We start from the raw sequence: 23,556 nt of genomic DNA on the forward strand, positions 1-23,556 counted from the left end.
ATTAGGAACAGCACAGTAGTTGCGCTAGCGTCAATTGTCTACCGGAAGTCTACAAACTGCGACTATCTCATTCGTTTGGTACGGTTTTTCGCACTAGCGGTTCCGCTAGAGTCGCCCAATATGCACCGAAGTCGCTAGTCAGCGCAGGGAGGTCGGTCCGATGTCTTATCTTCTGGGAAAGCCAGGGAAGCGCCGTGCGCGCGGGCGCCGCGGCGAACTGAGGACAGCACCTGCAGCGCTGGGGATCCTCACAGCCGTCGGCCTCGCAACGCTGACGTCGGTCCCGGCCGCCCAGGCCGACTTCGACGATCTGTGGGCCGACTTGTTCGACCCGAGTGCCTGGGGCAACCTGAGCGATGACTTCAACAGTCTGTTCGCCGCGTCGGATCTGTCCGGCGATGCGGTGGCCGGATCGGCCGCCAGTACTGCCGCGTTCGACTTCTACACACCGCTGCACGCGGCCTTGCAGGACTGGCTCAACTCGCCGCTCGGTGAGCAGCTCACCGCCCCGCTCAACCAGCTCTTCGCCCCGCTGTACCCCGACGCCTGCGGGGTGATCTGCAACGGCGCGGACGGGACCGAGACCGACCCCGACGGCGGCAACGGCGGGGTGTGGTTCGGCGACGGCGGCGACGGCTGGAACGCGACCGGGGCCGGCGTGGCCGGTGGCGACGGCGGGCACGCCGGTCTATTCGGCAACGGCGGCGACGGCGGCGACGGCGCGGCCGGCGCCGATGGCGGTGCGGGCGGTAACGGCGGCGCCGGAGGCGCCGGCGGGACGCTGTTCGGCAACGGTGGTGCCGGCGGCGACGGCGGCCACGGCTCTGGCACCGAATCCGGCATCGCCGGCGCCGGTGGTCACGGCGGGATCGGCGGCGACGGCGGCCAGCAGTTCGGTGCCGGCGGGGCCGGTGGGCACGGCGGCACCGGAGGTACGGCCACCGGGGCCGGAAGCACCGGCGGCGCGGGCGGCGACGGCGGCAACGGCGGTCGCGTCGGCGGCAGTGGCGACCCGGCCGGCGCCGGACACGGCGGCGCCGGGGGCGATGGCGGCGCGGCGACCGGGGCCGGAAGCACCGGTGGCGCCGGTGGCGACGGCGGCAACGGCGGCGGCGGCACGCCCATCATTTTGGGCATCCTGGGGGCCAATGGCGGCGACGGCGGCGCCGGTGGCCTGGGCGGCGCGGCCAGCGGCGTGGGCGGGGTCGGCGGGACCGGTGGCCACGGCGGCAACGGCGGCGGCGGCGCGGGCTTCGGTGGTGACGGCGGTGCCGGCGGCAACGGCGGCAACGGCGGCGCCGGTAGCGAGGGCGCCGTTGGCGGGCTCGGCGGCCCGTCCGGCAAGGGCGGGCCCGGCACCGTCCATGGCAGCACCGGCCCGGCAGGGAAACCGGGCGCAGCCGGCGTTACCTCTTAATCGGCGGGCTGGATCCCCGGCCCGTCAAGGTGCGCGGTCACCAGCTGCGCGACCGCGGCCATGCCGGCGGCATTGGGGTGAAACGGCCACGGCCGCCACGGCAGCGGCAGGCCCGCGCCCACCGTCCAGGGCTCTGCTGACCAGGGATGGTGATCGCGGCTGGCCTGTCCGGCCCGCACGATCTCACAGCCGGCGGCGGCCGCGGCGGTGGCGGTGTGCCGCTCCAGTTCGCCGGCGATGTGGCGGGCCAGCTCGACGACGGGCTCGGGTAGCCGGCCCGCCCGCGATCCGGCCGGCGGCAGCAGGGTCAGGTAGTCGACGAAGAGCACCCGCGCACCCGGCGCCCGGTGTCGCACCGCTGCGCCGACCGCCTGCAGCGCGGCTTCGACTTCGTCGAGGGCCTGCTGGCGCTGGCGACGGTCGAAGAGGGCACCGACCGGCGGCAGCAGCCGGGCGGGCCGGGGCAACAGCGCCGCCGCCATCAGCAGCGGCACGTAGCCGACGTCGTTGCCGCCGATCGTGATCGTCACCAGGGTTTCCGACCCGTCGAGCGCCTCGATCTGGGGCGGTGCACCGTGCTGGCGTTCGGTCAGCAGATGCGCTGTCGTCGCGCCGGAGAACGTGACGTCGACGAGGTCAAGGTTGCGTGCGTGTGCAACCAGGTGGGGGTAGTTGCGGACCGAGCGTCCCGCCGCCCGGGGTGCGCCGGGGACGGCGGGCCGGATGCCGGGCCCGGCCGCCATCGAACTGCCCAGGGCGACATAGCGATTCATCGCCGGCCGCTCGCGCTGAAAGCGAGTGTCACAGCGCTGGGCTGGACGCCTGCGCCCAGAAGCGCTTCGGGATGCGCCCGGCTCGGCGCGCCAGGTAGCCGGCGGTGACGGCGCCGGCCATCGCCGCCGCCATCGCGGGCGGGTCGGCCGCCCGGGTGACCGCGCTGGCCAGCAGCACCGCATCACAGCCCAGCTCCATGGCCAACGCGGCATCGCTGGCGGTGCCGATCCCGGCATCCAGCACCACCGGCACCCCGGCCGCCGCCACGATCATCTCGATGCTGTGCGGGTTGGCGATGCCCAACCCGGTGCCGATCGGCGAGCCCAGCGGCATCACCGCCGCGCAGCCGGTGTCCTCCAGCCGGCGGGCCAGCACCGGGTCGTCATTGGTGTACGGCAGCACCACGAACCCGTCATCGACCAATTGTTCTGCGGCGCGGACCAATTCGACGGCGTCGGGCAGCAGGGTGCGCTCATCGCCGATCACCTCCAGCTTGACCCATTCGGTGCCCAGCGCCTCGCGCGCCAATTGCGCGGTCAGCACCGCCTCGGCGGCGCTGCGACAACCGGCGGTGTTGGGCAGCGGGGTGATGCCCAGCCGGCTCAGCAGGTCCAGCATCCCGGTGCCGCCCTCGGCGTCGACGCGGCGCATCGCGACCGTGGTCAGCTCGGTGCCGGAGGCCACCAGTGCCTCTTCGAGCACGGCCAGGCTATGCGCCCCACCGGTACCCATGATGAGCCGGGAGCTCAACTCCCGTCCGGCGATGGTCAGCTTCGCGTCATCAACCACCTTGCACCGCCGTCACCACCTCGAGTCGAGCGCCGTCGGAAAGCGTAGTGGCCCACCGAGATCTGGGCAGCACCGCCTGATTCATCGCCACCGCGATACCGCGTTCCGGGTAGCCCATCGACACCAGTAGCGCCGCGACCGTCGTCGCGTCGGCCACTTCGACCTGTTTCTCGTTGACGTTGATGATCATTGCACTCCAACCGGAAGTAGTTCGGAAACAACCTGTTCGGCGGTCCATGGGGCCAACAGAAAACCATTGCGGCCGTGGCCGGCGGCGACGACCGTCCGCTCGTCGAGCCGGCGCACCAGCGGCAGGTTATCCGGTGTCATCGGCCGCAGACCGGCCCCGCATTCGGCCAGCTCGTACTCCCCCAGCGCCGGCACCAGGGCGCAGGCGTCGTCGAGCAGATCGCGCACCCCGGAGACCACCGGGGCGGTATCGCGGCCGTGCTCGTACTGGGTGGCTCCCACCACCACGCCGTCGGGGCGCGGCACCAGATAGACCTGCCGGCCGTGCACCCGGGCCCGAATCACCCGCTGCGGCACCGGCAAACAGCCTTTGCGCCAACGCAGCCGCAGCACCTCGCCCTTGACCGGCCGGATCGCCAAGCCCGGCCACAGCGCCGGGGCATCGATGCCGTTGGCGATCACCACCGCATCGGCGGCAACCTGATCGAGCGCCACGACCGGCCCGGCCCACGCCACCTCGAGTTCCTCGCAGGCGGTGATCAAAGCGGTGACCACCGCGCGATTGTCGACCGCCAACTCGGTGGGGGCCCGGAAACCGTGCCGGATCCCGGCGGCCAGCAGCGGTTCGACCTCGCGCGCGGCCGATTCCCAGATCACCGGGTGCCCCTGTGCGGTCAGCCAGTCGGCGACGGTGCGCAGGTCGGCGACGTCGGCGCGGTCGGCGGCCACCACCAGCGATTCGCGGGCGGTGACGACGTCGGCGGGCAGCCGAACGAGAAAGTCGTGCCACAACTCCAGCGAGCGCAGGCCCAGCCGCAGTTGCTGCTCCTCACCGGGCCAGCCCTCGCTGTGCGGGGCCAACATTCCGCCGGCCACCCAGGAGGCGCCATGGTCGGCGGTGCGATGCACCCGCACCGTCCACCCGGCCCGGGCGGCCTGCATGGCCACCGACAGACCGATGACACCGCCGCCGATCACGGCCAGCGAACCAAGCGAGGGTCCGGGCATGTGCTGCTCCCTTCCGCCTCGGTGTCAACTCACCAAGCTAGCCGCTAGCGTCGAGGGATGCACGAACGCTCAGACCGTCTGACCCGCCTCCTCGACGCCCGGCTCTACCTGTGCACCGACGCCCGCCGGGAAAAGGGGGACCTGGCCGAATTCGCCGAGGCGGCGCTGGCCGGCGGGGTGGACGTCATCCAGCTGCGCGACAAGGGTTCGCCCGGCGAGCAGCAGTTCGGTCCGCTGGAGGCCCGCGACGAGTTGGCGGCGCTGGAAATCCTGGGCGCCGCCGCCCGCCGACACGGGGCTCTGCTGGCGGTCAACGACCGCGCCGACATCGCCCGGGCCGCCGGCGCCGACGTGCTGCACCTGGGCCAGCACGATCTGCCGCTGCCGATCGCGCGTGAGATCGTCGGGCCCGACGTGCTGATCGGCCGGTCCACCCACGACGGCCAGCAGGTCACCGCGGCGCTGACCGAGCCGGTCGACTACTTCTGCGTCGGGCCGTGCTGGCCCACCCCCACCAAGCCCGGCCGGGACGCTCCGGGTCTGGAGCTGCTCCAATTCGCCGCGGACCAGCGCTCCGACAAGCCGTGGTTCGCCATCGGCGGGATCGATGCCGAGCGGCTGCCGCAGGTACTGGGTGCCGGCGCCGGCCGGGTGGTGGTGGTGCGGGCGATCACCGCCGCGCAGGATCCGCAGGCGGCGGCCGAGGCACTGCTTGCCGCGCTTACCGGGGCTTAGCGAGGCAATTCAAAGTCCGCGCAGCTCGTCCCAGCTGGCGGCGAAACCGGGATGCAGCGGCAGCGCGGACACGTCCTGCTCGGGCACCCAGCGCAGCTCGGTGCTCTCCCGGTTGGGCACCACCGGCAGCAGCTCGTCGGCGTCGGCGACCACGGTGGTGTAGGTCCACGTGGTGCCGCTGGCCGAGGCGGTGACGAGCGCCGCGCGCACCACGATGCGGTCGGCGAGCAGGCCGGCCTCCTCCTGCGCCTCGCGGATCGCGGCCTGCTCGGCGCTTTCATGACTGTCGCGGGCACCGCCGGGCAGCGCCCAGGTGCCGCCCTGGTGGCTCCACCAAGCACGGTGCTGCAGCAACACGGTGCGCGTGCCGTCGGGGCGGGGCGCCCGCAGCAGCAGACCCGCCGCGCCGTGCCGGCCCCAGAAGCGGTCCCCGGTGTCGGAAAACGCCCAGCCATCGCCGTCACCTCGCACGCCTGGAAGCGTATCGGCAGCGGTATGTCTCGGTTGTGGTGAGATCGCGCGACTATTTCGGCAACAACACCCCGCTGGTCGGCGCAGACGACACCTGCGCTCTTAGAATCCCTTTATGCTCGTTGGTGACGCGCAGGGATGGAGTGACGAACAGACGTGACCGTTGAGTTGGCGCATCCGTCAACCGAGCCGGCGGGGTTACGGTCGCCGACCGAATCGGCCCGACCCCGCTGGTGGTTTTTCACCACCACCCCCGGTCGGATCCTGGCCATCGGCCTCATCCTGGCCGTACTCGGCGGCTTCAGCGCGTTTGCCACCGCCACCACGATCAACGACCGTCAGAACACCCTGACCACGGTGCTCGATCACACCGAGCCGCTGGCCTACGCCGCCGGCCAGCTCTACACCACGCTGTCGGTGGCCGACGCCGCGGCGGCCACCGCCTTCATCGCGCAGGGCGAGCCGCGAGCGGTGCGGGAACGCTACGAGCAGGCCATCACCGCCGCCGCGGTGGCGGTGACGCGGGCCTCCGGCGGCCTGAACGACGAGCCGCTGCTGGCGCTGCTGGGGCGGATCAACGCGGAACTGGCCGTCTACACCGGCCTGATCGAGACCGCCCGGACCAACAACCGATCGGGTGATCCGGTGGGTTCGTCGTACCTGTCGGAAGCCTCCGAGCTGATGCAGCACACGATCCTGCCCGACGCCCAGCGGCTCTACCAGGCCACTTCGGCGACGGTGGACGTCCAGACCACGGCGTCGACCCGGGTGCCGGCCCCGGTGATCCTGGTGGTGGCGACCACGGTGTTGTTCGGTGCGTTCGCGCACCGCTGGCTGGCCCGGCACACCCGGCGCCGGATCAACCCCGGGCTGGTGGCCGGTGCTTTGGCGATCCTGCTGATGGTGATCTGGGTCGGCACCGTGCTGGTGATCTCCACCGCGGGCAGTCGCACCGCCAAGGACACCGCCGCCGAATCATTGAAGGCGATCACCAACCTGGCGATCACCGCGCAGCAGGCGCGTGCCGACGAGACCCTGTCGCTGATCCGGCGCGGGGACGAGGAGGCCCGCAAGCAGACCTTCTACCAGCGCATCGACACCATGCAGGAGCAGCTGCAGGGCTACCTGGACCGCGGCGACGCCGTCGACAAGGCCGACCTGGCCAACGCCGGGCAGCTGCTGACCCGGTGGCGGCAGGCCAACGACCGGATGAACTCCTACATCTCCGTCGGCAACTACCGAGCCGCCACCATGGTGGCCCTGGGCGGCAGCGGCGAGGACTCCACTCCGGCGTTCGACCAGCTCGACGCGGCCTTGGACAAGGCGCTGCAGCACAGCCGCAATCAACTGCGCAGCGATGTCCTCAACGCCCGGCGGGTACTGTCGGTGGCCCCCGTCGGGGGCGCGGTGCTGTCGATGGGGGCCGCGATCGCGGTCGCGCTCGGCTTGTGGCCACGACTGAACGAGTACAAATGATGAATCGCCGACTGTTCGTGGGCGCACTCAGCGCGGTGCTGGTGCTGTCGGGGTTGACCGGGTGCGGCCACTCCGAGTTCGTGACGCCCACCGCGGTGCCCACACTGCCCCCGCCGACCCCGGCCGGAATGCAGGAGCTGGTGCCCGAGGCGCCGCGGCCGCCGGAGTCGGGCACCGAGAACTGTGACGCCACCGCCAGCCTGCGGCCGTTCCGCAGCAAGGCCGAGGCCGACGCGGCGGTGGCCAAGATCCGCCACCGGGGCCGGCTCATCGTCGGACTGGACATCGGCAGCAACCTGTTCAGCTTCCGGGATCCGATCACCGGTGAGATCACCGGTTTCGACGTCGACATCGCCGGCGAGGTGGCCCGTGACATCTTCGGCACCCCCACGCAGGTCGAGTACCGAATTCTGGCGTCAGCCGAACGCATTGCGGCGCTGCAGAAATCCGAAGTCGATATCGTGGTGAAGACCATGAGCATCACCTGCGGACGGCGAAAGCTGGTGAACTTCTCGACGGTGTATCTGGTCGCCAATCAGCGGCTGCTGGTGCCGCGCGACTCCTCGATCCGCCGGGCCGGCGATCTGTCGGGCAAGCGGGTCTGCGTCGCGCAGGGCACCACCTCGCTGCGCCGCATCCGGGACATCTCCCCGGCGCCGATCATCGTCTCGGTGGTGAACTGGGCCGACTGCCTGGTGGCCATGCAGCAGCGTCAGGTCGACGCGGTCAGCACCGACGACTCGATCCTGGCCGGGTTGATGGCCCAGGATCCGTACCTGCACATCGTCGGGCCCAGCATGGACGAGGAGCCCTACGGGATCGGGATCAACCTGGACAACACCGGCCTGGTCCGCTTCGTCAACGGCACCTTGGAGCGCATTCGCCGCGACGGGACCTGGAACACCTTGTACCGCAAGTGGTTGACGGTGCTGGGACCGGCGCCGGCGCCCCCTACACCGAGGTATTCGGGCTGATGGCCGGCGACGATTCCGAGTTCGACGACTTCGACGTTGATGGCCCGGCCACCCAGCGCGCGGACGTGCTGGCCGAATCGTCGTCGGTGCGACGGCCGATGTCGACCCAGGCGATCTTCCGTCCCCGCGAGGGTACGAACCCCGCAGCATCGGGCCACGACGAACCCGATGACGCGGCGATGGTGCGCACTCTTGCTCCGCGGCGGCGCCTGGGCGGCGGACTGGTGGAGATCCCCCGGGTTCCCGAGATCAACCCGCTCGAGGCCCTGATGGCCGACCCGGTCGTCGCCGAATCCAAGCGCTTCTGCTGGAACTGCGGTCAACCGGTGGGCCGGTCGACCGGCGAGGCCAAGGGCGCCTCGGAAGGCTGGTGCCCGCACTGCGGAAGCCCGTATTCCTTTCTGCCGCAACTCAAACCCGGCGATATGGTGGCCGGCCAATACGAGATCAAGGGCTGCGTGGCACACGGTGGGCTGGGCTGGGTCTACCTGGCGGTCGACCACAATGTCAATGAGCGCCCGGTGGTCCTCAAGGGCCTGGTGCATTCCGGCGACGCCGAGGCGCAGGCCATCGCGATGGCCGAGCGCCAGTTCCTCGCCGAGGTGACCCACCCGTCGATCGTGAAGATCTTCAACTTCGTCCAGCACCCGGATTCGCACGGGGATCCGGTCGGCTACATCGTGATGGAGTACGTCGGCGGGCAGTCGCTCAAGCAGCGCCGCGGCAGCCGGCTGCCGGTGGCTCAGGCCATCGCCTACATGCTGGAGATCCTGCCGGCACTCGGTTACCTGCACTCCCTGGGCCTGGTCTACAACGACCTCAAGCCGGAGAACATCGTGCTGACCGAGGAGCAGCTGAAGCTGATCGACCTCGGGGCGGTGTCGCGCATCAACTCGTTCGGCTACCTCTACGGCACACCGGGTTACCAGGCGCCCGACATCGTCCGAACCGGACCGACGGTGGCCACCGACATCTACACGGTGGGCCGCACCCTGGCTGCGCTGACGCTGAAACTGCGCACCCGCGAGGGCCGCTACGTCGAGGGTCTGCCTGACGACGACCCGGTTCTGAAGAAGTACGACTCCTACCGCCGGTTGCTGCGCCGTGCCATCGACCCGGATCCGCGCCGCCGGTTCACCTCCGCCGAGGAGATGTCCGCACAGCTGACCGGAGTGCTGCGCGAGGTGGTCGCCGAGGACACCGGGACGCCACGGCCGGGGCTGTCGAGTGTCTTCACCCGGTCGCGGTCCACCTTCGGCGAGCACCTGCTGGTCGCCCACACCGACGTCTACCTCGACGGACACGTGCACTCGCAAGACCTGACCGCCCGCGAGATCGTCACTGCCCTGCAGGTGCCACTGATCGACCCGGGTGACGTGGCCGCCCCGCTGTTGACGTCGATGGAGCTCAGCGAACCGGTGCAGACGCTGGATTCGCTGCGCGCCGTGCGCAACAGCGCGCCGGAATCCGAAGGCATCGAACTGTCGGAGTCCCTCGGGCTGCCGTTGATGGAGGTGCGCGCGCTGCTGGACCTGGGCAACGTCACCAAGGCGATGGCCAAGCTCGACGAGCTCGCCGAGCAGGTCGGGTGGCGCTGGCGGTTGGTCTGGTTTCGGGGCGTGGCCGAGTTGCTCACCGGCGACTACGAGGCCGCCCGCAAGGATTTCACCGAGGTGCTCGACATGTTCCCGGGCGAACTGGCACCCAAGATGGCGCTGGCCGCCACCGCCGAGCTGGCCGGCAGCGACGAGGAATGCGCCTTCTACGAAACCGTGTGGCGTACCGATGACAGCGTGATCTCGGCCGCCTTCGGTCTGGCGCGCGCGCTGTCGGTGAAGGGCGAACGCACCGCGGCGGTTCGCACACTTGACGAAGTCCCTGCCACCTCAAGGCATTTCACTACTGCCCGGCTGACCAGCGCGGTGACATTGCTGTCTGGTCGGTCGACGAAGGAGATCACCGAGGCTCAGATTCGCGACGCCGCGCGCCGGGTGGAGGCACTGCCGGACACCGAACCGCGGGTGTTGCAGATCCGGGCGTTGGTGCTGGGAGCGGCGATGGACTGGCTGGCCGAGCACGACGCCAGCACGAACCACATCCTGGGCTTCCCCTTCACCGAACACGGGCTGCGGCTCGGCGTAGAGATGGCGCTGCGGGCCCTGGCCCGGCTGGCGCCGACCCAGGCGCACCGCTACGCGCTGGTCGACATGGCCAACGCGGTGCGGCCGATGAGCACCTTCTAAGCTGCCGTCCTTCCGCCGGGCGCTCCCCCCGGCTGCCCGGCCGTCGAGTGTGCGGTTTGGTACGGCGGTCTCGGCGTGTCGCGTACGAATCCGCACACTCGGCATGGAGGGCGCTCGGCGATCAATATCGTGAACTGACATCGTTGAAAATCCCACTACGCTCTTCTCATGACCTCCCCAGCGCCTTTGCAGGTCATCCCAGCCAGCTTGCGCGAGTTGGCGCAGCGCTGCGAGGCGCTGGCGGCTCAGGTCGCGCCGATGTGGTGACGGTGCACAGCCCCGCCGACATGCTGATCAACGCCGCCGGTACTGCCGATCTCGCTTACGACTCGCAGGTGGCAAACAAAGGACTGGTGCTGTCGGCCGTCTATGCCGCTGAACGCGAGGGCTTCCGGGTGGGCGACGACTACTCCGTCACCGACACCTGGACCTACTACACCTCGGCGGCAGAGCAGGAGGCCCGCGAACAGGCCGCCCAAGCCCACGCCAGCTTCATCAAATCTCGGGCCGCCAACCTGGTCGCCAATGAGGCGCAGATCGCCGGCAACCTCACCACTGCCACCGCGGGACTACACGAATTCGCCTTCCCCGGCGAAGGGGCCGACGGAGGGGCGGGGGCTGCCGATGGGCAACCACACGCGGTGCCGCTGGATGACCGTTGGAAGACCGACGCCGACCGGGCCGGCAACCAACGAGAAGCGTTCAACAAGGTTTACGGCCGCGACCCCGTGAGCGACAACGACTGGCGCATGGCGGCAGCGCTGGACCCGCACAGCTACGATCCCAAATATCACGGGGTGCCACCGGAGATCGTCGCGGGCAGGATCACACCGCAACCGGGCAAGGGGGTTGTCCGGTCCAATATGTTCATTCCTGCTGATCACGTGTACAACATCCCGAAGGACATGGACGACTTTCAACACCGACGTCTACGTCCCGATAACTTCGGTGACAATCGGGGTCCGAGCGCAAATGCGGACGTCGAGTGCTCGCGGGTATCGATGTTCGTTGACTACGACAACGGGATGGTTGTGGTCCGCCAGAACCCCACATCGGCGGTTGACGGACAACGCGGCGGCGCGGCGGCAGCAGTGCCGAACGTCCATGTGGCACAAGCGCCAGACGGGCGGTTGACAATCGACTACAACGCCCACGACGCGTACGAGTGGCCGGTAGCGACCGCCGTTGGAGCGACGGTCAACGGACGAATCACCTTCGCTCCACACGCAGACGGCACGGTTGGCCTCGGAGGGAGCACTACTATCTACCCGAGCATGGAGACCTACCAGTACCGCGACGGCGCCGCGCCCGCTCAATTGCAGTGGTCGCCGGCGAACTCGGGCAGCCCATGGGGGCCGGGCACCAGCCTTGAACGCCACCACTGGATCGGCGATACGTCGATCCACGCGGTACGCCCCGATATGCCGAACTGGAAATGGGAGCTGGAAAACGCCCTGCCGCATAACGCCCTGCCATTTTTTGACGATCCGTTCGTTAGTCATACGACGCGGCTCACGGATCCCTTCAAGAGCAGCGCGCCTACGGTAGGCACCGGCCGATGAGGTTCCATTTCACTAGACCATCGCTGGGGCGGGTGGCTCTTTCAGTCGCTGCTGTCTACGCCGTGGCCAGCGTGGCGTCTGGCACGGCACTATCGGTCTCGGCGCTCACCGACGAATACCCGTATTCGGTCGGCGAATACATCCGGATCTACATCTGGTCCGTCTTGCTATGGGGTCAGGCTTACTTGCTGATCCCCTGGTTCATCACGATTCCCGTCATCATCGCGCTCGGCATATTCATCGCAAGCGTCCGCCGCGGCGAGACGGGCGCGAGCACCGAACAGACTTCTACCGGGCAATGACGCGTCTTCACTTCGCCAAACCATCGCTGCGACGGGCGCTCTGGTCGGTAGCCGTGGTCGCAGTCGCGTGCTGTGTGATTGTGGGGCTTGCAGAGTCGATCAGCTTGATTGTTACGCCACGGGATACGTCGCCAGTTCCCGACGGGGGCGAATACGTTCGGCTGGTTGTCTTGTGCCTAACGTTTTGGGGGCCAATTCTTGTGCTCACGGTCTGGTTCATCAGCGTCCCGGTCATCCTCGTCCTCGGCTTGCTGATCGCAAGCGTCCGCCGCGAGACCGACGAGAGCACTAAGCAGACTCCTGCTGGATGACGAGTCGCCTTCGCCTCGCCAAACCGCCTCTGCGGCGGGCGATTTGGGCCAACGCGGTGCAGCCGTCGAATGTGCGGTTTGGTACGCCGGTCTCGGCGTGTCGCGGACCAAACCGCACACTCGGCATAAAGTCGCCGGACCTCAGCCCAGCCGGCGCAGCCGCGGCTCCAGGTCGGTCTTGAACAGCTCCAGGAAACGCCGCTGGTCGTGACCGGGGGCGTGGAACACCAGGTGGTTCAGGCCCCACTGCACGTACTGGCCGACCTTCTCCACCGCCTCGTCGGGATCGGAGGCGACGATCCAGCGCTTGGCGATCTGCTCGATCGGCAGCGCATCGGCGGCCTTCTCCATCTCGATCGGGTCGTCGATGGAGTGCTTCTGCTCGGCGGTCAGGCTCAGTGGCGCCCAGAACCGGGTGTTGTTCAGCGCCAGCTCTGGATCGGGATCGTAGGAGATCTTGATCTCGATCATCTTGTCGATGCCGTCGGCGTCCCGCTCGGCGGCCTCGGCGCCGGCCAGCACCGCGGGCATCAGCTTCTCGGTGTAGAGTTCTTCGCCCTTGCCGGAGGTGCAGATGAAACCGTCACCGGCCCGCCCGGCGTACTTTGCCACCGCCGGCCCGCCGGCCGCGATGTAGACCGGGACGCCGCCCTCGGGCACGTCGTAGATCGAGGCGCCCTTGAGCCGGTAGTAGTCGCCGTCGAAATCCACCCGATCGCCGCGCCACAGCTCGCGCATCAGCCGCACCGATTCGCGCAGCCGGGCGAACCGCTCCTTGAACTCGGGCCACTGGCCGGTGAAACCGGTGGCGATCTCGTTCAGCGCCTCGCCGGTGCCCACACCCAGAAAGACCCGCTGCGGGTACAGACAGCTCATGGTGGCGAAGGCCTGCGCGATGACGGCCGGGTTGTACCGGAACGTCGGGGTCAGCACCGAGGTACCCAGCAGGATCTTCTCGGTGCGCTCCCCGACCGCGGTCATCCAGGCCAGCGAGAACGGGGCATGCCCGCCTTCGTGGCGCCAGGGCTGAAAGTGGTCACTGACGGTGGCGCTGTCCATGCCGTGTGCCTCGGCGGCCACACCGAGCTCCACCAGTTCCCGCGGCCCGAACTGCTCCGCCGACGCCTTGTATCCGAGTTTGAGTTCCGCCATTCCACCTTTTCTACCCTCCCGCGCTCTTCCTAGACTCACGGGCATGGGTGAAAGGCTGGTCGAGGTCGTTCCCGTGACCGAACGGGTCCACCTGGCCCGCGGTGAGGCGGTCAACTGGCTGCTGGTCACCGATGACACCGGCGTGCTGCTGATCGACGCCGGCTACCCCGGAGACCGCACCGACGTGCTGGCGTCGCTGGGCGCCCTGGGATACGACGCCGGCGATGTGCAGGCGGTGCTGCTCACCCACGCCCACGTCGACCACTTCGGTGCGGCGATCTGGCTCGCCAAGACCTATGGCACACCGGTTTACTGCCACGCCGACGAGGTGGGCCACGCCAAACGGGAGTATCTGGAGCAGGCCTCGCCGCTGGCGGTGGCTCCGCAGCTGTGGCGGCCGAGCTGGGTCCGGTGGAGCGTGCACGTCCTGCGCAACGGCGGTCTGAACCGCGAGGGCATCCCCTCAGCCCAGCCGCTGACCGGCGACATCGCCGCCGGGCTGCCCGGCCAGCCGGTGGCCATCCCCACGCCGGGCCACACTCGCGGCCACTGCTCGTATCTGGTGGACGGGATACTGGCCAGCGGCGACGCCCTGATCACCGGCCACCCGGTGCTGTCACACACCGGCCCGCAGCTGCTGCCGGCACTGTTCAGCCACAGTCAGGACCACTGCATCCGCAGCCTGGCGGCGCTGGCGCTGCTGGAGACCGACATCCTCGCGCCCGGCCATGGCGATGTGTGGCGGGGCCCTATTCGGGAGGCTGCGGAAGCCGCAATCGAGCGTGCGGGCAAACCTTAAGGTCACGATCCGATAAGTGCTGATCACGGAATTTAAGAGCAGCCTTACCAATCGGATCCGCATTTGCGGCACTCCTGCCCGGATCGACCGGCGAGTGATCAATTTGCTACCCCAGTGCACATTCGGCTGTGCTCCGGGACACATGTCGCACCCCCCGGCCGCGCGTACCTTGGGCTCCGGACGGGAATTGTATTAACCACCCGGAAGGAAACATCCATGTCGAAAACCCACGGCGTCACCATGATTCGGCGATTCGGCCTCGGCGCCGGACTGCTGGGCGCCACTGCCGCCACCCTGATCGCCGCGCCGTCGGCATCAGCGGCACCGGACTGCAGCCAGGCGTCGGTGACCAGCACCGTCGACTCGGTTACCGGTTCGGCTCGCCAGTATCTGAGCGCACACCCCGGCGCAAATGCCGTGATGAACCGGGCCATCAGCTCACCACGGCCGCAGGCCGCGGCCGAGGTGCGCAGCTATTTCACCGCCAACCCGCAGGAGTACTACGAGTTGCGTGGCATCCTGGCGCCGATCGGTGAGAAGCAGCAGCAGTGCCAGACGACGGTGCTGCCGCCCGAATTGGCTTCTGCCTACGCAGAATTCATGGCGGGATAGCGCCCCTGGGACAGCTCCTACTGCCCGCGCGAACCTCTTCACCCACTGCTGCGGGCAGTAGGAGCGGCCGCAATGGCCCGATCAATTCTTCAGTTGCCCAGGGCAATAGGCGTTGGCGTCGATGGCGGCGAATTGCGCAGCGCCGTCCAGCGTGAGCGCGGCGTTATCGCTCTGCACTTCTCTGACGACCTGCAGCCCGGATTCGCCGTTGCTGATCGACCCGCAGACCGCCCGGGCGGCCGCGATCGCTTGCCCTTCACTGGCAAACGTCATCCCCGACTGCTTCAGGGACGCGATGAAGGCAGGGTCATTGTCCGCGCCGTCGGGGTCCGCCTGAGCGGGAGTGGCCCCGGCGAGCGCGAGTGCCAGGCCCGCTACCGCGACGATCTCTTTCACGCTCATCACCACCCGATACTCACATCCGTGCCAGCAGGTGGGCCAGTTCGATGTAGAGCGGTATACCGATCGTCACGTTGTAGGAGAAGGTCAAGCCCAGCGACGCGGCCAACGGCAGGCTGGGACTGGCCTCGGGAATGGCCAACCGCTGGATCGCTGGAACGGCGATATAGGACGCTGCTCCGCAGAGTACCGCGAAGAGCACGTAGGTCCCGGTCTCCAATTGGAACCCGGTGAGCTGAGAATACAAGTGCGCCACCAGGATACCGATCGTTGCGAAAAGGTTCGGCGCGAGCAGCCCGAACAGGATGAAGCCGCGGCCCGCCGCTCTCAGATCCCGCAGCTTGCGGGACGCGGTCATCCCCATCTCCAGCAGGAACAGACACAGCGCCCCCTGGAACGCGGTCAGGAAGACCGGATCATCGACGGCAGTGACCTTCTGTCCCTGCAGTCCGCTGATGAATCCGATCGCAATACCGCCCATGAGCAGGCATAGGCCGGGATTGAGAAAGACCTCGCGAAGGATCGCGCCGGAGATGAAGGAGGTCTCCGCGTCAGGCGCGGCAGTCTTCCCGGTTTCCGCTTCGAGATTTTCCGGGAGATCATCGAGTGCAACGAAAGAGACGGTCTCCGTACTGCTCCCCTGAGCAGCCCGAACCACGCTTGCGGCCGACCCCGTGTAGCCGATCTCACCGGGCAGCAGACCGGTGGAGTCCATTCCTCTGCGCCGCAGCCGAGCCACCAGGAGCAGCGCGACCAGACAGCCGGGAATCTCCATGATTGCCAGCATGACCGGCATATAAGAGTCGAAGACAATGTCCGCGGTGGCCAGCACGCCCACGCAGGTGGCAAACGTGCCCGCCGAGTCCGAACCGTAATAGCCGGCGACCGTGGCCCGGTCCACTTCTCGCATTCTCGTGGTGTGCTTCAAGATGAAGTAGGCCAACGCGCCGATGACAAAGTTCACGAGGAACCCGGTCACCATGAAACCGAGCACTCCTCCGATGCTGGACATGCTGATCCCAGCGAGCTCTTCGCCGCCGTGCCAGCCGATTGCCAGCAGCAGGTACATGGTGAGCCCGTGGTAGATCGCCGGCGGAAACTCAAACGGCACCTTCAAGATCGGCAAGAGGAAGCCTAGGTAGAAGAACAGCAGCAGCGGCTTGAACAGGTTGTGGCTGAAGTTCTGCCAGAACTCCAAAAGCATTTGCATGATTTCTCCGATTCCGAAGCGGGTCACGATGGGATGCGGGGCGTCAGACCCCGGATGTCTTGGGCGCCTTCGTTCTCCTGCCCTTGAGATGCACAGCGTGGATTCCCGGCTTCCTCGACAGCTCGTCGAGCAAGTCCTCCAATCCGGCTTGGTCGGTATTCCAGTGCTGCACCGAGTCGGGTTGATGGCGCAGCTTGGCGAGGACTTGGTCGAGCTTGGCGGGCGTCTTGGCCCTCCGGCCGGTGGTGACGCTGGTCCGCCCTGCGGCGGCGACCCGGGGTGCCGCACTGCCGACAGCGCCACCGGTCATGCCACCCAGTGCCATCTGACTCAGCAGGCTCCCGGGAACGGCGGCGGGCGTTCCGGCCGTCGGTAGCGCGCTGGCCGCCAACCTGATCGCCGGGCTTTGGCCGGCCCAGGCGGGTGGGACGGACAGCGACCCCACCATATTGGCCTCGCCCATCCCGGCCGACACGCTGGACATCAGTGCACCGGACGGCGGCAGCGCGAGTCCTGCACCCATGCGGGTGCCCGGGATCTCGACGAGAGCACGTCCGAGCGGGGGCGCGAACTTCAGAAAGTTCTGGATCGGGAAGTTGGTGAGCATGGAGACGTCATTGAACTGAGTGGTGAAGCCGAGGGGGACCTTGAGAGCTGAATACATCGCCGCGAACGTCGAACCGGCGTCTGGCGAGCCGGTCAGGGTGTTCAGCATGTTGTTGAAAAACGCGGTGTAGCGGGTCGCCATATCGGCGCCCGCCTGCAGGATCGGGTTCGAAGCCGATGACACGGCAGCGGTTGACGGAGCGACCGGCGCGTTCGCGTTGGTGGTCTGCGGCGGTTGGGTGAAAGCGCTGATCTTGGTGGCGGCTGCCGACGCCGCCGCATAACCGTGCATAGCCGCGGCATCCTGGGCCCACATCTCCAGGTACTGGGCTTCGGTAGCTGCGATCGCCGCGGTGTTCTGGCCGACCACGTTCGTCGCGAGTAACGACGTCAACTGGGTACGGTTGGCCGCCACCGCTTCCGGTGGTACGACGGCTGCGTAGGCCGCTTCGTAGGCGGCTGCGGCGGCCTGCGCCTGCGCGCCTGCCTCGGCGGCCAGCGCTGCGGTGGCCGACATCCAAGCCGCATAGGGTCCGGCCGCGGCCGCCATCGACTCGGCCGACGGGCCCGCCCATGACCCAGCGGTCAATCCCGCCACTACCGTGTTGTAATCCGCTGCCGCGGACTGCATTTCACCGGCCAAACGGTCCCATGCCGCTGCCGCCGACAGCAACGGACCGGACCCCGGACCGGTGTAGAGGTTTCCCGAGTTGGTCTCCGGCGGTAACAGAGAGAAATACATTCGCCTATCCCCCCTCCCGTAGCGCAGCCCAGCTTGCGGGCGCGGGGCCACAAGCCGGCTTCGAAACGTCAGTCATCGCCGAGCTCCGGAATCACAACGATCGTGGCCGCCGCCGGGTCTGCCTCTGCAATGGCGCCGAGCACATCGGCGCCCACTCCGCAGCCGGCAGTACCGGTCATCGTCGCGCCGACGGTGCGGCCGGTCGTGGCGCCCATGGCACGTCCGGCCAGGCTGGAGAGGGCCATCTCACTGAACAGTGCGTCTTCACCGGCCAACGCGGCTGCCGGAGCGGCCGCACTTGTCGGCAGCGACAAGACAAGGGGTTGGATCGCCGGTGCGGACGTGGCCCACGCCGTCGGCACCGACAACTGTCCGACCAGCGCCGCCCGGCCGAGCGTGCCCGTCACCGGGCCCCCGCCGAGTCCGGCCGCCGGAATGGTCTGGCTCGCCAGCGACGACAGCGGCGTCAACGCGCCGGTGATAGCCTTCGGGCCGGCCAGGTATGAGGTGGCGCCCATGGCATTGATCGGCCAGCTGAATATCTGTCCGAACGACAGCAACGGACCGCCGGGCACAGACGTCCATCCCAACATCGGGCTGTACGCCCCGCTCAGCGTTGACATGATCGTGTTCCAGTTGGCCAGATCGGTGCCGAGGCCGCCCGGCAACGCCGATCCCGCCACGGCGGGACTCCCTGACAGCGATTGCAGCGTATTCGGCAACGTTGCCATCGCCTGCGAAACCTGCTGCGCAACAGAGCTTGCCGGACTACTGGTGGCCTTCGCGGTCGCGGCTTCCTGCTCGGCAACGCCAGCCGGGTCGGTGGTCGGCGGCGGCTCGGCGAACGGCGCCAGTTGGGCGGCTGACGCCGAGGCACCGGCGTAGCCGTACATGGTTCCGGCATCCTGGGCCCACATCTCGGCGTAGTGCGCCTCAGTGGCCGCGATCGCCGGAGCGTTGAGCCCGAGAATGTTCGTCGCGATCAACGTCATCAGCAGGCTGCGGTTCGCAGCGATCACCGGTGGCGGAACGGTGGCTGCGAACGCCGCCTCGTAGGCGGCGGCGGCCGCGGTCGCCTGCACTCCCGCCTCTTCGGCCTGGGCCGCAAGTCCGCTCATCCACTCGGCATATGGCGCAGCCGCCAACGACATGGCGTTGGCGGACGACCCATGCCAATCGGCGGACAGGTCCGATATGACCGCACCGTAGCCCGCGGCCGCCGAGTGCAACTCCGCCGCCAGCTCGCCCCAAGCGGATGCCGCGGACAGCAACGGGCCTGGGCCGGCCCCCAAGTACATCCGGCCGGAATTCACCTCCGGCGGTAACGCCCCGAAATCCATTTCCACCCAACCCCTTTACAACTGCCCCAGGAGATGCGAGTCACCCGATGCTCTGCACTGCGGTCATCGAGCGCTTCGATATGGCCGACGCTGGGGCTGTACCCGCGCGATGCAGCGTGTGAGAACCACGTAACCTCCTGGAAATACCGGTCATTCACGCATCGTCGCGCTGTCCGCCTGTTGACGAATCATCAAGCTAGGCCCACTTGCCGGGGATTCGCTGTGTACGAGCTGCGAAGTAATTACCGAAAGTCCCTCTTGGACAAATTGAATGACGGAGAAGCTCCGCAGGAAGACCGCTCTCCGAGGAGGCGTTACCCGACGGTTGGGTCAAATCAAACATGTTGATCAGCAACCCTATTCGGTCGCCAACCCCTTTCACCGTCACAGGTTGTATAAGTTCACTGCGGTGTCTGGCAATCGCTCCGGTCAGTGACGACAGTCGCACTTAATATGACGTTGTACGAGATAAATGGTCCCGCAATGCTTCCCGAAGTGAGAAACAATGGTGATGGCTAGCTCCGGGTAGCGGCGACATAGCGGATCGCGGCCGGGGCCCCGTCCAGCTCGCGCTCGGTCAACCGGGGCAGCCGGGCGGCGGCGAACAGCTCGCCGATCCCGGAATCGACCGTCATCCAGCCGCTTTCGGTCAGGTGCCGCACCACATCGGTGTGCTCTCCGGAATAGAACGGTCCCGGACCGGTCAGGCTCAAGCCGCGGCGGCGCCAGCGCTCGACGAGGGATTCGTGGTGCACCGCTTGCGGCCGGCTCGGCGGCACCGCGTGGTCGGCGGCGAGCCGGCTGCCCGGGGCGCTGAGCGCGCTCACACCGTCGAGCAGGCGGTTCTGCGCATCCGACGGCACATACCAGACCAGCAAACCCTCGATGACCCAAGCGGTGGGCGCGGTGGCGTCGAAACCGACTCGCCGCAGCGCCGCCGGCCAATCGCCGCGCAGGTCGACACCGACCGCACGGCGGTTGACACTCGGCGTACTGCCCCAGGCCCGCATCGTGGTGGCTTTGAAGTCGACCACCGGCGGATGGTCCACCTCGTAGACGACGGTCTCGGCCGGCCACCACAACCGGTAGGCGCGGGTGTCCAGTCCCGAGCCCAAGATCACCGCCTGACGGATCCCGCCGCGCGCGGCGTCGGTGAAGAATGCGTCGAAGAACGTGGTGCGGGCCGCGGAGAACTCCGCCAGCCGCGGGAACCCGCCGTCCTTGCCGAGCCGGCTGATGTCCAGATCGCCATCGGCCACCCGGATGCAGAAGTCCAGGCCCACCTTGTGCACCAGCGGCGCGGCGAACGGGTCGTTGATCAGACCGCGCGACGTCGCCGCCGCCCGCGCCGCGGCCAGCACCGTCGCGATGACCCCGGCGCCGGTGGCCAGGCTTCCGGCGTCATCGGCGGCCGGCGCCGTGCTCATGGGTGTCCACCGGGGCGGCACGATGGTCAGTGCATCTCTCTGCCGGCCGGCACCCCGTGCACGACCGCCTGAACCTGGGCGTCGATCCCGGCGGCCACCGCGAACAGCATCTCGTCGCCGGCCCGCAGCGCGTCGGCCGCCCGCGGCAGGATGACCGCGTCGCCGCGCAGCACCGCGATGAGCGCGGCTCCCTCGGGCAGCGCGACGTTGCAGATTTGTTGGCCGATCAGCGTATTGTCCTCGGGCAGTGTCAGTTTCATCAGGCTGGCCTGACCGCTCCGCAGCCCCATCAACGACACCAGGTGGCCGACGTCGATCGCCCCCTCCACCGCGGCGACCATCGCCCGCGGTGTGGAGACCGCCACGTCGATACCCCATTCCGCGGTGAACAACCGATCATTGCGGGCGTTGTTGACCCGGGCCACCACCCGGGAGACCCCGAACTCGGCCTTGGCCAGCAGCGCGACGGCCAGGTTGGCCTTGTCATCACCGGTGGCGGCGATCACCACGTCGCAGATCTCGATGCCGCATTCCTGCAGCGCGGACAACTCGCAAGCGTCGGCCAGCAGCCAGTCGGCTTCGGGCACGGAGTGCGGTTCGTAGTGCGCCGGGTTGCGCTCGATGAGCAGCACCCGGTGGCCGTCGCCGATCAGTTCTCGCGCGACAGATCGGCCCACCGCACCTGCACCGGCGATCCCGACGCGCATGATCGCTCCCCTCCTCCGCGCACCGCCCCTGGCCTGATCCGGGTGTACCACAGTGGTGGCGGCAGTACTGATTTACTGACAGATAACACGAACCCGCTGACCATGAGCGAATCACACGATCGGGTTCGACCACCACCGACGGCCCGAATGGGGATCAGATGAGCCTGGAACAGCTCTACCTGGCCCTGCTGATCGGGGGCCTGGTGCTGCTGGCGAGCATCATCGCCACCCGCGCGGCGGATCGGGTCGGGCTGCCCAGCCTGCTGCTGTTCCTGCTCGTCGGGGTGGCGATCGGTAACGACGGACTCGGGCTGGACTTCTCCGATGTGCAACTCGCCAGTGACCTGGGTACGACCGCGCTGGCGGTGATCCTGGTCGAAGGTGGCTTGACGACGACGTTCGGCAACATCCGTCGGCTACTGGCACCGGCGGCGGTGCTGGCCACCGTCGGCGTGGTGGTCAGCATGGCGGTGATCGCGGTGGCCGCGCACCTGCTGCTGGGCGTCAGCTGGCAGCTGGCGCTCCTGCTGGGCGCGATCGTCTCGCCCACCGACGCGGCCGCGGTGTTCTCCATCCTGCGGGTGCTGCCGCTGCCGCGGCGGGTGGCCGGTCTGCTGGAAGCGGAGTCCGGTTTCAACGATGCGCCCGCGGCGATCGTGGTGCTGATGCTGAGCACCACCCCGCTGACGATCGCGCCGCTGCACGCCGTCGGCAGCGTCGTCTATGAGCTGGTGGCCGGGTCGGCCATCGGTTTGGTCGCCGGGCTGCTCGGGGCGATGATGCTGCGCCGCGCCGCGCTACCGGCGTCCGGACTGTACCCACTGGCCACGTTCGGCCTGGCCATGGTGGCCTTCGCGGCCGCCGCGTCGGCGCACGCCAGCGGCTTCATCGCCGCCTACCTGTCGGGCGTGGTGTTGGCCAACTCGGGCCTGCCGCACCGCGCGGCGATCCGCTCGTTCGCCGAGGGGCTGGGCTGGCTGGCGCAGATCGGCCTGTTCGTACTGCTGGGCCTGTTGGTGAGTCCGAGCCAGCTGTCCGGGGAGCTGGTCCCGGCGCTGGTGATCGGGGCGGTGCTGCTGCTGCTGAGCCGGCCGCTGTCGGTGGTGGCCTCGCTGATCTGGTTCCGGGTGCCGTGGCGGGAGCAGATCTTCTTGTCCTGGGCCGGTCTGCGCGGCGCGGTCCCGATCGTGCTGGCCACGTTTCCGATCGTCGAGGGCGTCCCGGACAGCTACCGGCTGCTCAACATCGTGTTCATCCTGGTGGTGGTCTACACGGTGGTGCAGGGCCCCAGCCTGGGCCTGTTCGCGCATTGGCTCGGGTTGATCTCGCGCGACACCACCCGCGAGATCCAGGTCGAGGCGGCCCCGCTGGACGTCTTGGAGGCCGAACTGCTGACGATGACGGTGCAGCCCGAATCGAAGCTGCACAACGTCTCGGTGCTGGAGCTGCGGCTACCCGACCCGAGCGTCATCACCTTGATCATCCGCAAGGGCGACACCTTCGTCCCGCAGCCCGACACCCGGATCACCGCCGGCGATGAGCTGCTGATCGTCACCACCAGCAAAACCCGCGCGTCAGCGGAACGCCGGCTGCGGGCGGTCAGCCGGCGCGGCAAGCTGGCCCACTGGTTCGACGAGTACGGCGACTCGGAGTGAACCCCTGGCGTTGATGCGATGAAGGGGCGGGGCCTCCGCTCCTCGTGACGTTCCCGGCGGATGCTGGGGGTGTCACTACCAGTCACGTGTTGGGAGGCCCCTAATGAGCGAGTATGCCGGAAAACAGTTCGTCGGGATTGACCTGCATCGACAGCGTTCGGTGATCGTCCGTCAAACCGATACCGGGCAGCAGCTTTCGGCGGTGCGTATCGTCAACGATCCGGTGGCGTTGGCGTTGGAGATCGAGCGCGCTGGACCGAATCCGGAGGTGGTGCTTGAAGCCACTTACGGCTGGTATTGGGCGGTCGAGGTGCTGCAAGCCGCAGGTGCCAGTGTGCATTTGGCGCACCCGCTGGGTGTCAAAGGGTTTCGGTATCGGCGGGTCAAAAACGATGTGCGTGACGCCGGGGATCTGGCGGATCTGCTGCGAATGAATCGGCTACCGGAGGCCTGGATCGCACCGCCGGCGACACGGGAACTGCGTGAACTGGTCCGTTACCGCGCCAAACTGGTGGCGCTGCGATCGGGGCTTAAAGCGCAGGTGCATGCGGTCTTGGCCAAGGCCGGGGTGTTGATCGTTGCAACGGATCTGTTCGGCGCCACTGCCCGCAAGCGCCTGGAACGCACCCCGCTATCTGGGGTGTATGCCCAGCGGG

Annotated in this window: 23 protein-coding genes; 11 read left to right on the forward strand and 12 right to left on the reverse strand. The window is 68.2% G+C overall.

The genetic code is table 11. The features are described from left to right. Positions 1–160 precede the first annotated feature (160 nt). Positions 161–1,417 carry a PGRS repeat-containing protein gene (locus tag AC5Y31_RS20490; RefSeq protein ID WP_499982593.1) on the forward strand — a complete coding sequence of 419 codons (1,257 nt, stop codon included), beginning with the start codon at positions 161–163 and terminating at the stop codon, positions 1,415–1,417. Here the strand turns inward: AC5Y31_RS20490 and AC5Y31_RS20495 are convergent. Genes AC5Y31_RS20495 through thiO form a run of 4 tightly spaced genes read right to left on the reverse strand, consistent with a single transcriptional unit; the run spans position 1,414 to position 4,177 of the window. Then, positions 1,414–2,190, reverse strand: a complete 777-nt coding sequence (locus AC5Y31_RS20495) for an SGNH/GDSL hydrolase family protein (protein WP_499982595.1) — start codon at positions 2,188–2,190, stop codon at positions 1,414–1,416. The genes AC5Y31_RS20490 and AC5Y31_RS20495 overlap by 4 nt on opposite strands. A 28-nt stretch (positions 2,191–2,218) precedes the next feature. Continuing rightward, on the reverse strand, positions 2,219–2,980 hold the full coding sequence (locus AC5Y31_RS20500) for a thiazole synthase (RefSeq protein ID WP_499982597.1): 762 nt from the start codon (positions 2,978–2,980) through the stop codon (positions 2,219–2,221). Further along, positions 2,973–3,170, reverse strand: a complete 198-nt coding sequence (gene thiS / locus AC5Y31_RS20505) for a sulfur carrier protein ThiS (protein WP_499982599.1) — start codon at positions 3,168–3,170, stop codon at positions 2,973–2,975. The genes AC5Y31_RS20500 and thiS overlap by 8 nt, the downstream gene beginning before the upstream one ends. Next, a complete protein-coding gene (thiO, locus tag AC5Y31_RS20510) occupies positions 3,167–4,177 on the reverse strand; it encodes a glycine oxidase ThiO (protein WP_499982600.1) in 1,011 nt (336 codons plus the stop codon). Before thiO ends, thiS begins: the two co-directional genes overlap by 4 nt. A gap of 57 nt (positions 4,178–4,234) precedes the next feature. Between thiO and thiE the strand changes: the two genes are divergently transcribed. Beyond that, positions 4,235–4,912, forward strand: coding sequence for a thiamine phosphate synthase (gene thiE, locus AC5Y31_RS20515; RefSeq protein WP_499982601.1), 678 nt, complete (start codon positions 4,235–4,237; stop codon positions 4,910–4,912). Between the two features lie 9 nt (positions 4,913–4,921). On the opposite strand, the gene AC5Y31_RS20520 is transcribed toward thiE, so the two are convergent. Beyond that, the gene (locus tag AC5Y31_RS20520) at positions 4,922–5,383 is read right to left on the reverse strand and encodes an NUDIX hydrolase (protein WP_499982603.1); all 462 of its coding nucleotides are present in this window, start codon (positions 5,381–5,383) and stop codon (positions 4,922–4,924) included. Between the two features lie 156 nt (positions 5,384–5,539). Between AC5Y31_RS20520 and glnX the strand changes: the two genes are divergently transcribed. The 5 genes from glnX (at position 5,540) to AC5Y31_RS20545 (ending at position 11,940) form a co-directional block, all read left to right on the forward strand. Beyond that, positions 5,540–6,859, forward strand: coding sequence for a protein kinase G-activating protein GlnX (gene glnX / locus AC5Y31_RS20525; RefSeq protein ID WP_065024300.1), 1,320 nt, complete (start codon positions 5,540–5,542; stop codon positions 6,857–6,859). Then, on the forward strand, positions 6,856–7,833 hold the full coding sequence (locus tag AC5Y31_RS20530) for a glutamate ABC transporter substrate-binding protein (protein WP_499982606.1): 978 nt from the start codon (positions 6,856–6,858) through the stop codon (positions 7,831–7,833). Before glnX ends, AC5Y31_RS20530 begins: the two co-directional genes overlap by 4 nt. Further along, the gene (locus AC5Y31_RS20535) at positions 7,833–10,076 is read left to right on the forward strand and encodes a serine/threonine-protein kinase PknG (RefSeq protein WP_499982633.1); all 2,244 of its coding nucleotides are present in this window, start codon (positions 7,833–7,835) and stop codon (positions 10,074–10,076) included. The genes AC5Y31_RS20530 and AC5Y31_RS20535 overlap by 1 nt, the downstream gene beginning before the upstream one ends. Before the next feature lie 263 nt (positions 10,077–10,339). Beyond that, a complete protein-coding gene (locus AC5Y31_RS20540; protein ID WP_499982609.1) occupies positions 10,340–11,638 on the forward strand; it encodes a hypothetical protein in 1,299 nt (432 codons plus the stop codon). Positions 11,639–11,700: 62 nt separating this feature from the next. Next, complete coding sequence (locus tag AC5Y31_RS20545) at positions 11,701–11,940, forward strand: hypothetical protein (protein ID WP_131810544.1); 240 nt, start codon at positions 11,701–11,703, stop codon at positions 11,938–11,940. A gap of 452 nt (positions 11,941–12,392) precedes the next feature. Here the strand turns inward: AC5Y31_RS20545 and fgd are convergent, their stop codons facing one another. Beyond that, positions 12,393–13,403 (reverse strand): glucose-6-phosphate dehydrogenase (coenzyme-F420), encoded by a 1,011-nt coding sequence (gene fgd / locus AC5Y31_RS20550; protein ID WP_065024306.1) that lies wholly within the window; start codon positions 13,401–13,403, stop codon positions 12,393–12,395. A gap of 55 nt (positions 13,404–13,458) precedes the next feature. On the opposite strand from fgd, the gene AC5Y31_RS20555 reads away from it, so the two are divergent. Next, the gene (locus AC5Y31_RS20555; RefSeq protein WP_499982634.1) at positions 13,459–14,202 is read left to right on the forward strand and encodes an MBL fold metallo-hydrolase; all 744 of its coding nucleotides are present in this window, start codon (positions 13,459–13,461) and stop codon (positions 14,200–14,202) included. 216 nt (positions 14,203–14,418) lie between these two features. Continuing rightward, the gene (locus tag AC5Y31_RS20560) at positions 14,419–14,814 is read left to right on the forward strand and encodes a heme-binding protein (RefSeq protein ID WP_065024308.1); all 396 of its coding nucleotides are present in this window, start codon (positions 14,419–14,421) and stop codon (positions 14,812–14,814) included. Between the two features lie 81 nt (positions 14,815–14,895). Here the strand turns inward: AC5Y31_RS20560 and AC5Y31_RS20565 are convergent, their stop codons facing one another. The 6 genes from AC5Y31_RS20565 to AC5Y31_RS20590 form a co-directional block, all read right to left on the reverse strand. After that, on the reverse strand, positions 14,896–15,216 hold the full coding sequence (locus tag AC5Y31_RS20565; protein ID WP_499982612.1) for a DUF732 domain-containing protein: 321 nt from the start codon (positions 15,214–15,216) through the stop codon (positions 14,896–14,898). 13 nt (positions 15,217–15,229) lie between these two features. After that, positions 15,230–16,417 (reverse strand): sodium-dependent bicarbonate transport family permease, encoded by a 1,188-nt coding sequence (locus AC5Y31_RS20570; RefSeq protein ID WP_499982636.1) that lies wholly within the window; start codon positions 16,415–16,417, stop codon positions 15,230–15,232. A gap of 49 nt (positions 16,418–16,466) precedes the next feature. Then, entirely contained in the window at positions 16,467–17,771 is a 1,305-nt protein-coding gene (locus AC5Y31_RS20575; RefSeq protein ID WP_499982615.1) for a PPE family protein, read from the reverse strand. 68 nt (positions 17,772–17,839) lie between these two features. Further along, positions 17,840–19,111, reverse strand: a complete 1,272-nt coding sequence (locus AC5Y31_RS20580; protein ID WP_065024310.1) for a PPE family protein — start codon at positions 19,109–19,111, stop codon at positions 17,840–17,842. A gap of 515 nt (positions 19,112–19,626) precedes the next feature. Next, complete coding sequence (locus AC5Y31_RS20585; RefSeq protein ID WP_499982618.1) at positions 19,627–20,538, reverse strand: SAM-dependent methyltransferase; 912 nt, start codon at positions 20,536–20,538, stop codon at positions 19,627–19,629. Positions 20,539–20,564: 26 nt separating this feature from the next. After that, positions 20,565–21,245 (reverse strand): potassium channel family protein, encoded by a 681-nt coding sequence (locus AC5Y31_RS20590; protein WP_499982620.1) that lies wholly within the window; start codon positions 21,243–21,245, stop codon positions 20,565–20,567. Positions 21,246–21,403: 158 nt separating this feature from the next. Here AC5Y31_RS20590 and AC5Y31_RS20595 point away from each other — a divergent pair, with 158 nt between their 5' ends. After that, on the forward strand, positions 21,404–22,900 hold the full coding sequence (locus tag AC5Y31_RS20595; protein WP_499982623.1) for a potassium/proton antiporter: 1,497 nt from the start codon (positions 21,404–21,406) through the stop codon (positions 22,898–22,900). Positions 22,901–23,003: 103 nt separating this feature from the next. After that, positions 23,004–23,556 (forward strand): IS110 family transposase (locus tag AC5Y31_RS20600; RefSeq protein WP_499982625.1); only part of this gene is annotated, 553 nt, incomplete at its 3' end.

The organism is Mycobacterium sp. NGS18 (assembly GCF_059813185.1).